At 37.2% G+C, this 14887-nt stretch carries 16 protein-coding genes, 1 tRNA gene, 1 other RNA gene and 1 other annotated feature; of the genes, 14 read left to right on the forward strand and 4 right to left on the reverse strand.

What is annotated here, in order from left to right; all coding sequences use genetic code 11:
- Positions 1-99 precede the first annotated feature (99 nt).
- Entirely contained in the window at positions 100-1101 is a 1002-nt protein-coding gene (locus SB773_RS29340) for a YaaC family protein (protein WP_410593708.1), read from the reverse strand.
- Between the two features lie 115 nt (positions 1102-1216).
- Here SB773_RS29340 and guaB point away from each other — a divergent pair, with 115 nt between their 5' ends.
- From guaB to SB773_RS29375, 7 genes are all read left to right on the forward strand, one after another.
- Positions 1217-2680 carry an IMP dehydrogenase gene (gene guaB / locus SB773_RS29345; protein ID WP_060751900.1) on the forward strand — a complete coding sequence of 488 codons (1464 nt, stop codon included), beginning with the start codon at positions 1217-1219 and terminating at the stop codon, positions 2678-2680.
- Between the two features lie 113 nt (positions 2681-2793).
- A complete protein-coding gene (locus SB773_RS29350) occupies positions 2794-4101 on the forward strand; it encodes a serine hydrolase (RefSeq protein ID WP_410593720.1) in 1308 nt (435 codons plus the stop codon).
- A 159-nt stretch (positions 4102-4260) separates the two neighbouring features.
- A complete protein-coding gene (gene pdxS, locus SB773_RS29355; RefSeq protein ID WP_002009615.1) occupies positions 4261-5148 on the forward strand; it encodes a pyridoxal 5'-phosphate synthase lyase subunit PdxS in 888 nt (295 codons plus the stop codon).
- An 18-nt stretch (positions 5149-5166) separates the two neighbouring features.
- On the forward strand, positions 5167-5757 hold the full coding sequence (pdxT, locus tag SB773_RS29360; RefSeq protein ID WP_410593712.1) for a pyridoxal 5'-phosphate synthase glutaminase subunit PdxT: 591 nt from the start codon (positions 5167-5169) through the stop codon (positions 5755-5757).
- Positions 5758-5811: 54 nt separating this feature from the next.
- Positions 5812-6032, forward strand: a binding site (T-box leader).
- 51 nt (positions 6033-6083) lie between these two features.
- Entirely contained in the window at positions 6084-7358 is a 1275-nt protein-coding gene (gene serS, locus SB773_RS29365; protein ID WP_002009617.1) for a serine--tRNA ligase, read from the forward strand.
- A gap of 154 nt (positions 7359-7512) precedes the next feature.
- Positions 7513-7605 (forward strand) — tRNA-Ser (locus SB773_RS29370).
- Positions 7606-7771: 166 nt separating this feature from the next.
- Positions 7772-8167 carry a sigma factor-like helix-turn-helix DNA-binding protein gene (locus tag SB773_RS29375; protein ID WP_410593714.1) on the forward strand — a complete coding sequence of 132 codons (396 nt, stop codon included), beginning with the start codon at positions 7772-7774 and terminating at the stop codon, positions 8165-8167.
- A 35-nt stretch (positions 8168-8202) separates the two neighbouring features.
- Here SB773_RS29375 and SB773_RS29380 read toward each other — a convergent pair whose 3' ends face one another.
- From SB773_RS29380 to SB773_RS29390, 3 genes are all read right to left on the reverse strand, one after another.
- Positions 8203-8871, reverse strand: a complete 669-nt coding sequence (locus tag SB773_RS29380; protein WP_002009620.1) for a deoxynucleoside kinase — start codon at positions 8869-8871, stop codon at positions 8203-8205.
- A gap of 2 nt (positions 8872-8873) precedes the next feature.
- Complete coding sequence (locus tag SB773_RS29385) at positions 8874-9509, reverse strand: deoxynucleoside kinase (protein WP_060751903.1); 636 nt, start codon at positions 9507-9509, stop codon at positions 8874-8876.
- A gap of 123 nt (positions 9510-9632) precedes the next feature.
- Positions 9633-10172: a cysteine hydrolase family protein gene (locus tag SB773_RS29390; protein WP_002130738.1), complete on the reverse strand. Its 540-nt coding sequence runs from the start codon at positions 10170-10172 to the stop codon at positions 9633-9635.
- Between the two features lie 106 nt (positions 10173-10278).
- Between SB773_RS29390 and tadA the strand changes: the two genes are divergently transcribed.
- The 7 genes from tadA (at position 10279) to SB773_RS29425 (ending at position 14666) form a co-directional block, all read left to right on the forward strand.
- Complete coding sequence (gene tadA, locus SB773_RS29395) at positions 10279-10773, forward strand: tRNA adenosine(34) deaminase TadA (RefSeq protein ID WP_002029304.1); 495 nt, start codon at positions 10279-10281, stop codon at positions 10771-10773.
- Between the two features lie 78 nt (positions 10774-10851).
- Positions 10852-11116, forward strand: an RNA gene (gene ffs / locus SB773_RS29400) — signal recognition particle sRNA large type.
- A gap of 132 nt (positions 11117-11248) precedes the next feature.
- Positions 11249-12937: a DNA polymerase III subunit gamma/tau gene (gene dnaX, locus SB773_RS29405; protein WP_002029302.1), complete on the forward strand. Its 1689-nt coding sequence runs from the start codon at positions 11249-11251 to the stop codon at positions 12935-12937.
- 25 nt (positions 12938-12962) lie between these two features.
- Positions 12963-13289 carry a YbaB/EbfC family nucleoid-associated protein gene (locus tag SB773_RS29410; protein ID WP_170935248.1) on the forward strand — a complete coding sequence of 109 codons (327 nt, stop codon included), beginning with the start codon at positions 12963-12965 and terminating at the stop codon, positions 13287-13289.
- A 14-nt stretch (positions 13290-13303) separates the two neighbouring features.
- Positions 13304-13900 carry a recombination protein RecR gene (gene recR, locus SB773_RS29415; protein ID WP_002009629.1) on the forward strand — a complete coding sequence of 199 codons (597 nt, stop codon included), beginning with the start codon at positions 13304-13306 and terminating at the stop codon, positions 13898-13900.
- 14 nt (positions 13901-13914) lie between these two features.
- Positions 13915-14136 carry a YaaL family protein gene (locus SB773_RS29420; protein ID WP_002009631.1) on the forward strand — a complete coding sequence of 74 codons (222 nt, stop codon included), beginning with the start codon at positions 13915-13917 and terminating at the stop codon, positions 14134-14136.
- A gap of 260 nt (positions 14137-14396) precedes the next feature.
- Entirely contained in the window at positions 14397-14666 is a 270-nt protein-coding gene (locus SB773_RS29425; RefSeq protein WP_044441752.1) for a pro-sigmaK processing inhibitor BofA family protein, read from the forward strand.
- The last annotated feature ends 221 nt before the right edge of the window (positions 14667-14887 follow it).

Genomic DNA, 14887 nt, shown 5'->3' on the forward strand with positions numbered 1-14887 from the left:
TTAAGCTCTCTAGCGCCGATGGTAGTTGGGACCTTGTCCCTGTGAGAGTAGGACGTCGCCAAGCAAGATAAAAACACGAGTCATTTGACTCGTGTTTTTTTATTTCCCATGAAATAGGTTGGATTCCGTTAGTAAAAATGCTGAAATATAGTAAGGGATTTTTTGAGCAGAAATATTGAGAAATTGATAAATAAACGGATAATCTTCAGATCCATAGCTTCCAAGTAAGTCATACCACCAATCTGTTTCATACCTAGAAATCATACTTAAATTATAGAGCAATAAATAATGAACAAGGAGCTCAGGCAACACTGGCTTAGAGTTTCTAGGGTCAGTCGTAAGTGGTAAATAATAAGTGTCAGTAAGATGCTCATAGTATAAAGGTGTGCTATACATAGGATTCCATGATTGAATAGGTGCGGAAAAAAATACATTTAATTCATTGTTTTTCTCAGGTACGTGTTGTATTGATAAATGCTTACAGGCTGTTTCGATGTAACGAGAAAATCTCTCTTTAGTCATATGTAGTCGATCTAGTATGTTGACTGAAAAAGAGAGCTCATTTTTATTTGTTGAATCAATTTTATATAATGTTGTTTCTTTTTGACTATAGCGAAATAAATGTTGTAATTCAGGGATTTTTCCCATTAGCTCTAACATATTAAACTTTTCTGTTTCTAAGTGTTTCATGTGAAACAGTTGTTCTGCCGCGTGAGTAAATAGTCCATTTTTCTGTATTTTCACTTCATCTTCTAAAAATTGATATCCTTGTTTTTTTCGTTTACGGGTTGTCACTCCATGTGCTAAAACGGTTGTTGATTCTGGATAGTTTGGATTAATAGTTAATAAACAGGCTTTAAAAAGTTGCCCCATCCCATAAAATAACAGCATTGGCTGAATGGAAAATGGCGCTGTTTTATATAATTCATAATAATTTTTACCGTGTTCTAAGTAATAAATAAATGGATAACAATTTTCAAAACTTTTTTTTTCGGCATCCTGAATCGAGGATTTTTCATAACAACGGGCAAGATAATGTTGTACGTTTTGAGATGAAAAGAAGAAACTTAACTGCTGCCAAGCACAAGGTGTATGATGCATATATTACGCTCCTTTTATTGTCTAAAAATTCTAACATATTTATACTTTCTTGACAGTATTTTAACCAATTGATAAGCTACTAATAATAATTTCTGGTATCATGGGGGGAACAATTATGTGGGAATCTAAATTTGTTAAAGAAGGTTTGACTTTTGATGATGTATTACTTGTACCAGCAAAATCAGATATATTACCAAGAGAAGTAAGTGTTAAAACAGTTTTATCTGAAAGCTTACAGTTAAACATCCCGTTAATTAGTGCAGGAATGGATACAGTAACAGAAGCCGATATGGCTATTGCAATGGCTCGTCAAGGCGGTTTAGGAATCATTCATAAGAATATGTCTATTGAGCACCAGGCAGAGCAAGTTGACAAAGTAAAACGCTCTGAAAGCGGCGTTATTTCAGATCCATTCTTTTTAACTCCAGAACATCAAGTATATGATGCGGAACATCTTATGGGAAAATACCGTATCTCAGGTGTACCAGTTGTAAATAATTTAGATGAGCGAAAATTAGTTGGTATTATTACAAACCGTGATATGCGTTTCATCCAAGACTACTCAATCAAAATTTCTGACGTAATGACAAAAGAACAGTTAATTACAGCCCCAGTTGGTACTACACTAGGAGAAGCTGAAAAAATCTTACAAAAGTATAAAATTGAAAAGCTCCCTCTTGTTGATAATAGCGGTGTATTACAGGGGCTTATTACAATAAAAGATATTGAAAAAGTAATTGAATTTCCAAACTCTGCAAAGGATAAGCAAGGACGCTTATTGGTTGGAGCAGCAGTTGGTGTAACGGCTGATGCAATGCTTCGTATCGATGCATTAGTAAAAGCAAGTGTAGATGCAATTGTACTTGATACAGCTCATGGACATTCTCAAGGTGTTATTGAAAAAGTAAAAGAAGTTCGCGCGAAATATCCAGCACTAAATATTATTGCTGGTAATGTTGCTACAGCTGAAGCAACAAAAGCATTAATTGAAGCTGGTGCAAATGTAGTTAAAGTTGGTATTGGACCAGGATCTATTTGTACAACGCGTGTTGTAGCTGGGGTTGGTGTACCACAATTAACAGCAGTTTATGATTGTGCAACTGAAGCCCGTAAATACGGCATTCCAGTTATTGCAGATGGCGGTGTTAAGTACTCTGGTGATATGGTTAAAGCTTTAGCAGCAGGAGCACACGTTGTTATGCTAGGTAGTATGTTCGCTGGTGTAGCTGAAAGCCCTGGAGAAACTGAAATTTACCAGGGTCGTCAATTTAAAGTATATCGTGGTATGGGTTCTGTTGGAGCAATGGAAAAAGGAAGTAAAGATCGCTACTTCCAAGAAGGAAACAAAAAACTTGTTCCAGAAGGTATTGAAGGACGAGTACCATATAAAGGACCTTTAGCAGATACAGTTCATCAATTAGTTGGTGGATTACGTGCAGGTATGGGATACTGCGGAGCACAGGATTTAGAATTCTTACGTGAGAATGCGCAGTTCATTCGTATGTCGGGTGCTGGTTTACGTGAAAGCCACCCTCATCACGTACAGATTACAAAAGAGGCTCCAAACTACTCATTATAATGTCTTATATGTAAATAGACGGAGATTTGATATCTCTGTCTATTTTTTTTTGATTATGTTAGAATAACGGTTATGTGAGTACATAGATATTGGGGGTAGCAAAAGTGAAAGGTATGTTTTGCAAAAGATTCATTGCGTTGGTAACAGTGCTTACACTAGCTTTTGGCATGTTTGCACCATATAGCAATGCATCAGCAGAAACAGGAGCTGCTTTAAACATTGAAGCAGGTGCAGCGATTTTAGTTGAAGCGAATTCTGGAAAAATTGTATATCAAAAGAATGCAGATGAATTATTATCAATTGCTAGTATGACAAAGATGATGAGTGAATATTTAGTTCATGAAGCAGTGGATAAAGGAAAACTTAAGTGGGATCAAAAAATTAAGGTTTCTGAATATGCATATAAGATTTCACAAGATGCTTCATTATCAAATGTTGCATTAGAAAGTGGTGGCCTGTATACAGTAAAAGAGTTATACGAGGCAATGGCAATCTTTTCTGCAAATGGTGCAACAATTGCATTAGCAGAAGCAATTGCAGGTAAAGAAGTAGATTTCGTAAAAATGATGAATGATAAAGCGAAAGAACTAGGATTGAAAAATTATAAATTTGTTAATTCTACGGGTTTAACGAACAAAGATTTAAAAGGGATGCATCCTGAAGGTACAACACCGGATGAAGAAAATAAAATGTCTGCGAAGGATGTTGCAACTTTAGCGCAACATTTAATTAAAGATTATCCAAAAGTGTTAGATACAGCAAAAATCCCGAAAAAAGTTTTCCGTCCAGAAAAAGAGAAATTTGGGATGTCGAACTGGAACTGGATGTTAAAGGGTTTAGTTAAAGAATATGACGGAGTAGATGGTCTAAAAACAGGATCAACTCCAGAAGCAGGGGACTGCTTCACTGGTACGGTTGAACGAAACGGTATGCGTTTTATTTCTGTAGTTATTAAAACAAGTTCTCATACAGCGCGTTTCGATGAGACGAAGAAATTATATGATTATGGCTTTGCTAACTTTGAAATGAAGAAAATGTATGAAAAAGGTTCTTCGGTCAAAGGAAAAGAAACAGTAAGAGTTGAAAATGCGAAAGATAAAGATGTAGCAGTTCAAACGAAGCAAGCTGTTTCACTTCCGGTGCCAAAGGGAAGTAAAGACGTTTATAAAACAGAATTTAAAGAAGGAAATAAGGGACAAGAAGCACCTCTGAAAAAGGGAGTTGCACTTGGACAAATGGTTGTAACGTCTAAAGATAGTAATGATCCTGGATTTTTATCAGGAAAATCATTACAAGTAGACCTTGTAACAAAATCTGAAGTAGAAGAGGCTGGCTGGTTTACACGTTCTATGCGCGGAATTGGTTCTTTCTTTAGTGGTATGTGGAATGGTGCTATTGATACAGTAAAAGGTTGGTTTTAAAAGCTCCTCATTGTAGGAGCTTTTTCTTATTCCTATTTTTCATACCGACTTTATGAAAAAGTAGTAGACAAGCATCAGATAGTTAGTGGTAGAATGTAAGAGTATTCTTAATTTTCTTCTTTAACGGGGAAAGCAATTCACCTAGGGGGGTTTTTGTACATGACAAATGTAACAGGGACAGAACGTGTAAAACGTGGAATGGCAGAAATGCAAAAAGGCGGCGTTATTATGGACGTAGTTAACGCTGAGCAAGCAAGGATTGCAGAAGAGGCAGGCGCAGTTGCTGTTATGGCATTAGAGCGTGTACCTGCAGATATTCGTGCAGCAGGTGGCGTTTCTCGTATGGCAGATCCAACAATTGTTGAAGAAGTTATGGGTGCTGTATCAATTCCGGTTATGGCAAAATGTCGTATCGGTCACCTTGTAGAAGCACGTGTATTAGAATCATTAGGGGTAGACTATATCGATGAGAGTGAAGTATTGACTCCTGCTGATGAAGTATACCATTTAAATAAACGTGATTACACAGTTCCGTTTGTATGTGGTTGCCGCGATATCGGAGAAGCTGCACGTCGTATTGCAGAAGGTGCAGCTATGCTTCGTACAAAAGGTGAACCTGGAACAGGAAACATTGTAGAGGCAGTGCGTCATATGCGCCAAGTCAATGCAGAAATCCGTCAAGTTGCAAGTCTACGTGAAGATGAGTTAATGACATATGCAAAAAATACTGGTGCTCCTTATGAAGTACTACTTGAAATTAAACGCCTTGGTCGCCTGCCAGTTGTAAACTTTGCAGCAGGTGGTGTAGCAACACCAGCAGATGCAGCGTTAATGATGCAACTTGGTGCTGATGGTGTATTTGTTGGATCTGGTATCTTCAAATCAGAGAACCCAGAGAAATTTGCACGTGCAATCGTTGAAGCAACGACTCATTATGAAGATTACGAACTAATTGCAAGCCTTTCTAAAGGATTAGGTAATGCAATGAAAGGTATCGAAATTTCAACGTTATTACCAGAACAACGCATGCAAGAGCGTGGATGGTAATTAAAGGAGATCTTTAAAATGGTGAAAATCGGTGTACTAGGTCTTCAAGGTGCAGTTCGTGAGCATGTAAAATCAGTTGAGGCAAGTGGTGCAGAAGCTGTTGTTGTAAAGCGTATAGAGCAACTTGAAGAGATTGATGGTCTTATTTTACCAGGCGGTGAAAGTACAACAATGCGCCGTCTTATTGATAAGTATGCTTTCATGGAGCCTCTTCGTACATTTGCGAAGTCTGGTAAACCAATGTTTGGTACATGTGCAGGAATGATTCTTCTTGCGAAAACACTTATTGGCTATGAAGAAGCACATATTGGTGCTATGGATATTACGGTTGAGCGCAATGCGTTCGGACGCCAAAAAGATAGTTTTGAAGCTGCACTTTCAATGAAAGGTGTGGGAAAAGACTTTGTTGGTGTATTTATCCGTGCTCCGTATGTTGTAAATGTAGCTGATGATGTTGAAGTACTTTCTATGCATGGCGAGCGAATGGTAGCGGTAAGGCAAGGGCCGTTTTTAGCTGCTTCTTTCCATCCGGAATTAACGGATGATCATCGTGTAACAGCATACTTTGTAGAAATGGTAAAAGAAGCGAAAATGAAAAAAGTTGTATAAGTAACTTGCAACTTGTATAAGATTATAGTAAATTGATGATAACAATTTTATAAAATAAGCGTGTTGATAGGAAGTAGTAACAAATGTTGTTTCTTATAGAGAGTCGATGGTTGGTGGAAATCGATAGAAACAGTTTGTGAATCCATCCTGGAATGGAATGTGGAATATCTTTTGATTAGTAAACATTCCCGGTGAAGAGCCGTTATTTCTACTTGAGAGGAAAGCGGTAATGCTTTCAACTAGGGTGGCAACGCGGGTTAACTCCCGTCCCTTTGTATAGGGACGGGAGTTTTTTGTGTTTTATAAAATAAAAGGAGGAGTATATAATGCTTGATATTAAATTTTTACGTACGAATTTTGAAGAAGTAAAAGCAAAATTACAGCATAGAGGCGAAGATTTAACGGATTTTGGTCGTTTTGAAGAACTTGATACGAGAAGAAGAGAGCTACTTGTTCAAACAGAAGAATTAAAAAGTAAACGTAACGAAGTATCTCAACAAATTTCAGTATTAAAGCGTGAAAAGAAAGATGCGGAAGCTCTAATTCTAGAAATGCGTGAAGTTGGGGAAAAAGTAAAAGATCTTGATAATGAGCTTCGTACAGTTGAAGAAGATTTAGAAAGATTAATGCTATCTATCCCAAATATCCCTCATGAATCTGCTCCAATAGGTGAAACAGAGGATGATAACGTAGTAGCACGTACTTGGGGAGAAGTGAAAGAATTTACTTATGAGCCAAAACCGCATTGGGACCTTGCTACTGATTTAGGGATTTTAGATTTTGAACGTGCTGGGAAAGTAACAGGAAGCCGATTTGTATTTTACAAAGGTGCTGGTGCAAGATTAGAACGTGCTTTGATTAGCTTTATGCTTGACCTTCATACTGATGAGCATGGATATGAGGAAGTATTGCCTCCTTATATGGTAAACCGTGCAAGTATGACAGGAACAGGACAACTTCCAAAGTTTGAAGAAGATGCATTCCGTATTGAAAGTGAAGATTATTTCCTAATCCCAACAGCTGAAGTACCTGTAACGAATATGCATCGTGATGAGATTGTGAGTAAAGAGCAATTGCCGATACGATATGCTGCGTTTAGCTCATGCTTCCGTTCTGAAGCAGGTTCAGCTGGTCGTGATACACGTGGTTTAATTCGCCAACACCAATTTAATAAAGTTGAACTTGTGAAGTTCGTGAAACCAGAAGATTCTTACGAAGAGTTAGAAAAATTAACAAATGATGCAGAGCGCGTGTTACAATTATTAGAGTTGCCATATCGCGTTATGAGCATGTGTACAGGAGATTTAGGATTTACAGCAGCGAAGAAATACGATATTGAAGTATGGATTCCAAGCTATGGTACATATCGTGAAATTTCTTCTTGTAGTAATTTTGAGGCATTCCAAGCGAGACGCGCGAATATCCGTTTCCGTCGTGAGCCAAATGGTAAACCGGAGCATGTTCATACACTAAATGGATCTGGTCTTGCAATTGGACGTACAGTGGCAGCTATTTTAGAGAACTACCAACAAGAAGATGGTACAATTATAATTCCAGAAGTTCTTCGCCCTTATATGGGAGGAAAAACAGTTATTAAATAAGTTAAAACATTCATCGGTATGAGTGATTGGTAATTATGGACGTTGTCAGCAGTGTCATAAAGGAGAGGGGAAGTAAAATTTTCCTTTCCTCATAATTTATTATAGTAGGGTTGACTAACTGTTTTTCTTTTGATATTATATTTGATGTCAATATGGAGGTATACCCAAGTCTGGCTGAAGGGATCGGTCTTGAAAACCGACAGGCGGCGAGAGTCGCGCGGGGGTTCGAATCCCTCTACCTCCTCCAGATATAATTGACAACAGCGCATATAAGTGGAGATTGGAGAACTCGTTACCAACACGTAACGAGTTTTTATTTTAAAACCAATCATAAAGTATGATGTAAGGATATAGTGTCCTTATTACACACTCATATTCCGATGATTATCTTCATAGATATGAAAGGAGTTAACATGGATCTTATTATACAAACGTTTCCTTTAGATGGAAAAACTTTATATTATGTACAATGTCCTGTCTGTAAGAACAATAGAATTTTAAACAGTGGTGCAAATGTGTCGCGCATTATAAGTGATGATACATTCCGTAAACTTTGTGGTTGCACTTGTGATGTAAAACAGGTTGTAAAAAAAGTAGAGGTACCAAAAGAAGCTGAAAAACCAGCTGCGCAAAAAGAAGTAACTCCAAAACGTACAGGGAAATTACTAACAGCAGTAATTAATGGGAAAGAATTGACTGTTAAAGAGATTGCTGAAACATATGATATTAGTACGAGTACTGTTCGTCAGCGTATTAATGCTGGAAAGCCAGAGAGTGAAATTATTGCTCCGACAAAAAAGAAAAAGTAATTTCATAGGAAAACCCGTGCATATGCACGGGTTTTTTATTTTACAAGTTTACGTGTTTGTTTTAAAAAATGTCCAATTTTTTTAATGATTGGTTCGATTGAATCGCCATCTTTTAAAATATCGTATTCATTAATGTTTAATCGTAAAACAGGGCATGAATTAAAGTTATTAATCCAGTTATCGTAACGTCCATGCATCTCTTTCCAATATTCAATTGGTGTTTGCTGCTCCATGGGACGTCCTCGTTCTTGAATACGATCGACAATATCATCAAAAGAACCTTCTAGGTAAATTAATAAGTCTGGATGAGGGAAGTAAGGAGTCATGACCATAGCATCAAATAACCCTTTGTATGTCTCATAATCAGTTTCAGTCATTGTACCCTTTTCGTAATGCATTTTTGCGAAAATACCAGTGTCCTCATAGATAGAACGGTCTTGAACAAAACCGCCACCATATTCGAAAATTCTTTTTTGTTCTTTAAATCGTTCTGCTAAAAAGTACACTTGTAAGTGAAAGCTCCAGCGTGTGAAATCAGCATAGAACTTGTCCAAATATGGGTTGGAATCTACTTTTTCAAAAGATGTACGATAACCTAAAGCGTTAGCCAATGCAGTTGTCATAGTTGATTTACCGACACCTACTGTCCCAGCAATAGTGATAACTGCATCATTTGGTATATCATATTTTTGCCTTAAATTCATTGTTATTTCGACTCCTTCAAGAGAGTATTTTGAAGAGCTGATAAGATGACATTTAAATCATCATGATTTCTTACAAAATCCATATCGTCTCCATTAAATTTCAATACTGGAATATTTGGATGGTCCTTTTTGAAAGCATCCATTGCTGTTTCGTAATCTTTTGTAAGCTGTAGCAAGTAATTTGGATCCATATTTTTTTCGAATTCTCTTCCGCGCATGGCAATTCGTTTTTGTAATGTTTCTAGGCTCGCTGTTAAATAAACGATAACATTTGGCACAGGCATATCTTGCGTAAGAATGCGATAAATTTGCATGTACTTGTCATATTGAGAATCTTTTAATGTACGGGATGCAAAAATTAAATTTTTAAATATATGATAATCTGCTACTACAGGCTTTCTTTGATTCAAATACTTTATGTTAATATCCTCTAGTTGTTTGTATCTATTACAAAGAAAGAACATCTCTGTTTGAAAACTCCATTCGTCGATGTCTTCGTAGAATTTTCCTAAAAAAGGATTTTCATCAACAATCTCTTTTAGTAAGTGGAGTTGCATGTGAGTTGAAAGTTCCTTCGCAAGTGAAGTTTTTCCAACACCAATTGGTCCTTCAACCGTGATAAATGGTACTCCGGTCACGCTGTTTCCTCCTTTCAATCAGTGATTTACCGTGACTACTAAAAACACAAAACAGAATTATTGTAGCACAAGAGGGGAGCGAGCGGACTAATTTGATATAAAAAGTTAGAAAATAGATATGTATTAATTAAATTTTATTTGGGATGACGGTACAATATTTGCCTTTAATGTGGCTTCCATTATTTTCAAAGCATGTTCATTATCTTGCTCGTTATTAGAAGCGATGCAATCCCGTGGTACATAAAGTGTATAATTTCTCATATGGGCATCATTAGCTGTAAAAAGGATGCATATGTTCCCGGCAATTCCTGTTAAAATGAGATTTTCGATTTTTAAATAACCTAATAAAGAATTCAAAGGTGTTTCATAAAAAGCAGAGTAATGTGGTTTAATAAAAATGTAATCGTCAGTATGCGGGGCAATGGCCTCGATAATATTTTTACTATACTCATTTGTACAATGGGTGATAAGTTGATCAATATCAGATCTCCAAAGTTGATAGTGATCATTGACATAAATTATCGGATAGCCCAATGATTTCATGGTGTCCTTTAATTGTAAAATGGGGTTCTTTATAATTTCACATTTCTGTGCCAGGATGGGTCCGTGGGAGAATTGAAAATCATTAATCATATCGATAATGAGTAAGGCAGTATTTTTCATATGTAATTCCCTCTCTTTCTTCTTTAGGTTGGATTGAATTTGTAAAAGTTATCCCACCTGCAAGAAATGAAAAAGTGTATTTTATTTTTGGTGAAAGGACTATATTATGGAGCGAGATATATATTTTATGCAGTTAGCAATAGAGGAAGCGAAGAAGGCGGAGGCGATACAAGAGGTACCAATTGGTGCTGTAATTGTGCTAGATGGTGAAGTGATTAGTGTCGCACATAACTTAAGAGAAACTGAACAGAGATCAATAGCTCACGCCGAACTCTTAGCTATTGATGAAGCTTGCAAAAAATTAGGGACATGGCGTTTAGAAGATGCAACGTTATATGTAACATTAGAACCTTGCCCAATGTGTGCAGGGGGAATTGTTTTATCGCGTATAAAACGGGTTGTATATGGTGCGAGCGATCCGAAAGGTGGATGTGCAGGTACGTTGATGAATCTTTTAACTGATGAGCGTTTTAATCATCAGTGTGAAGTAGTGCCTGGTGTACTTGAAGAAGAATGTGGTACGTTGTTAACGATTTTTTTTAGGGAGCTTCGTAAGAAAAGAAAAGAAGTGAAAAAACTAGAGAAGAGTAATGGTAACTAACGTATTTGCATTTTGTAAAAAAACAAGTTATACTGATAATGCCTTATCCAAGGCAACCGAATATTGGTTTTAACTTTGCCGTGCTAAGCGGGGAGGTAGCGGTGCCCTATACTCGCAATCCGCTCTAGCGAGGCTGAATCCCTTCTCGAGGTTATGTTGCTGTAAGGTCTGCCTTAAGTAAGTGGTGTTGACGTTTGGGTCCTGCGCAACGGGACCCCGTGAACCTTGTCAGGTCCGGAAGGAAGCAGCAATAAGCGGGTTTTCTCGTGTGCCGCAGGAGTGCCTGAACCGAGCTAACTGCTTGAGTAACGCTTATGGTACGTAATCGACAGAAGGTGCACGGCAGTTATATATGTATACAAAACTCACCTTTATATAAAGGTGAGTTTTTTGTATGGAAAATAACTTTTGGAATCTATAAACAGAATGGGTTATAATAAATAAGATAATAACCTTTGAGGGAGGCCGTATTTTCGTGTCATACCAAGCGTTATACCGAACATGGAGACCGCAAAAATTCGAAGATGTAGTCGGTCAAAAGCACGTGACAAAAACGTTGCAAAATGCCCTTCTTCAAGAGAAAGCTTCACATGCTTATTTGTTTTCGGGTCCGAGGGGAACAGGGAAAACGACAATTGCAAAAGTATTTGCAAAGGCAATTAACTGTGAACACGCCCCGGTAGCTGAACCTTGTAATGAATGTCCTTCTTGTTTAGGAATTACACAAGGGTCTATTTCAGATGTATTAGAAATTGATGCGGCTTCAAATAACGGTGTAGATGAAATTCGAGATATAAGAGATAAAGTAAAATATGCTCCAAGTGCTGTAGGATATAAAGTATACATTATTGATGAAGTTCACATGCTTTCTATGGGTGCCTTTAATGCGCTTTTGAAAACTTTAGAAGAGCCGCCAGGACATGTTATTTTTATTCTGGCGACAACAGAACCGCATAAAATTCCAGCTACAATTATTTCGCGTTGTCAGCGTTTTGAGTTTCGAAAGATATCAGTAAATGATATCGTTGAGAGATTATCGACGGTCGTGACAAATGAAGGTACGCAAGTAGAAGATGAAGCGTTACAAATCGTAGCGCGTGCCGCCGAAGGTGGTATGCGTGATGCGCTCAGTCTTATTGATCAAGCTATTTCTTATAGTGATGAGACGGTGACGAGTGAAGATGTTTTAGCTGTAACAGGATCTGTATCTCAGCGATATTTGGGTGACTTGGTAGAATGTATACGTGAAAATGATGTATCAAGAGCGTTACGTATTATAGATGAGATGATGAGTAAAGGGAAAGATCCAGTTCGCTTTATGGAGGATTTCATTTACTACTATCGTGATATGCTTTTATATCAAACTTCACCACAATTAGAACATATGTTGGAACGGGTAATTGTAGATGATCAATTCCGTACGTTAAGTGAAGAAATGCAACCGGAAGTAATCTATGAAATTATTCATACCCTTAGTAAGGGACAACAGGAGATGAAGTGGACAAACCATCCAAGAATATTCTTGGAAGTTGTTATGGTGCAACTGTGTCAGCAGTTTATGATGCAAGCAAACGGCGCAGATCGTTTACAAGCGATTATGAACAGGATGCAGCAGTTGGAGAAAGAGTTAGAGCAAGTTAAAAAGAATGGCGTGCCAGCTGGTGTGCAGCAGGAAGTAAGAGAGACGCGGGCAACACCAAAACCGGTACGAACAGGAAGTATGAAAATTCCTGTTGGACGTGTGAATGAAGTGTTAAAGCAAGCGAAGCGTCAAGATTTAGAACAGTTAAAAGCTGTATGGGGCGAATTATTAGGAAGGCTCAAGTCACATAACAAAGTAGCATTTGCTGTTTTATTAGAAAATAGTGAACCAGTTGCGGCTTCGGATGATACCTATGTGTTAGCATTTCAATATGAGATTCATTGCAAAATGGCTAGTGAAAATCGAGAAGCGATGGATACATTGGAACAAACCCTTTTTGAATTGTTAAGTAAAAGGTTAAATATGATTGCTATCCCAAAAAGTGAATGGGGTAAAATTCGTGAAGACTTTTTACAACGCGAAGGCGGGGATTCTGAAGAAAGCCCAGAACAAAAAGAAGATCCTCTTATAGAAGAGGCTGTAAAATTAGTAGGGCAAGAACTTATTGAAATAAAAGAGTAATAATAATGAGGAGGAATTAATTATGATGCGTGGCGGAATGGGAAATATGAATAATATGATGAAACAAATGCAAAAGATGCAAAAGGACATGGCGAAGGCGCAAGAAGAGCTTGGCGAAAAAACAGTTGAAGGTACAGCTGGCGGCGGAATGGTTACTGTTATTGCAAATGGTCATAAGCAAGTTCTTGAAGTGAAAATTAAAGAAGAAGTTGTAGATCCAGAAGATATCGAAATGTTACAAGACTTAGTATTAGCTGCAACGAATGATGCACTTAAAAAGGTTGATGAACTTTCAAACTCTACAATGGGCAAATTTACAAAAGGCATGAACTTACCAGGTGGAATGTTCTAGGAGGATATTGATATATGCATTATCCAGAACCGATATCAAAATTAATCGATAGTTTTATGAAGTTGCCAGGAATTGGACCGAAAACAGCGGTTCGATTGGCATTCTTCGTGTTAGATATGAAAGAGGATGATGTACTAGGTTTTGCGAAAGCACTTGTGAATGCAAAGCGAGATTTAGCGTATTGTTCTGTGTGCGGACATATCACTGACCGCGATCCTTGTTATATTTGTGACGATTCGCATAGGGATCAATCGGTTGTTTGTGTAGTACAAGAGCCGAAAGATGTAATTGCGATGGAAAAAATGAAAGAATATCAAGGTGTATATCATGTTTTGCGTGGTGCCATTTCTCCAATGGAGGGAATTGGACCAGAGGATATTAATATCCCGCAGTTATTAAAGAGACTGCAAGATGAAACAGTACAAGAAGTGATATTAGCAACAAACCCTAATATTGAAGGGGAAGCCACAGCGATGTACATATCCCGCCTCTTAAAGCCAACAGGAATTAAAGTAACTCGTATTGCACATGGTCTGCCAGTTGGTGGAGATTTAGAATATGCAGATGAAGTAACACTATCGAAAGCTTTAGAAGGCCGTAGAGAGATATAAGAGGAGAAGGGAAAATGTTCTTTCAAAAAAAGGGTAAGTTGCGTAAAGAGTATGACGATAAGTTAATTGTATTATTAGAAAAGGTAAAGAATGAATGGCTACGTCAGAAGAGACTGGTTGAACAAAGTGTTGAGCCGTCTCAAGATGTACTTTGTTCTTTAAAAATAGCAGAGGCGAAATATTTTTTCTTGTTAAAAGAAGCAAAACGTCGTCCTGTGAAAATGGAACAATGGTAAAAGGTCCCGCTTTAAAGCGGGACCTTTTACTTTTTATCGATTTATTTGTGAGTAATAGGGCTACTTTATTTTTGGGATATAAAGAGGAGAAAGAAAAAATGGGAATGGAATTAGTTGTATCTAATTGCTAGTGCTTAGAAGAAAGATTACTGATTAAAGGTTATAAAGATGAAGTGGTAGGAGTTATGTTATAGATGTTCTTTTTTCTTGTCTTGTCCCATACAAATGGATATGTATAGGTCATTCATAAGGAGGAAAAAATGAATTCTACAATTATTATTGTTGGCATTCTTTCTTTAGTTTTTATTTTTCTTGTTTTTGGTGTTTCTGCTAAACCAATACGTTTTATAGGGAAAGCACTCTTTCATGTCACTTTAGGTATAGCGTTACTATTTATTGTGAATGTTGCAGGGACATATTTCGATTTTCATATTCCAATTAACATGGGCACAGCTACAGTATCAGGTTTATTAGGGGTGCCAGGTGTTGCTGCATTAGTGATTATTAAGCTATATATAATGCCAAGATAAATTTATTTTGGCATTTTTTAAAAAAGCGTTGACTTATCGATTAGTAATATGATAAATTAATAAGCGTCGTCAGGAACGAAAGAAAAAAGTTGTTGACAGATTCAAGTCAAAATGTTAAATTATAAAAGTCGCTGAAACGCGGCATTGAACTTTGAAAACTAAACGAAACAAACAACGTGAAACGTCAATTTTTATTTTTAGATGCTAGACAAACTAACTTT

It is taken from the genome of Bacillus sp. SIMBA_074, from assembly GCF_046534555.1.
GTDB classification, from domain to species: domain Bacteria; phylum Bacillota; class Bacilli; order Bacillales; family Bacillaceae_G; genus Bacillus_A; species Bacillus_A mycoides.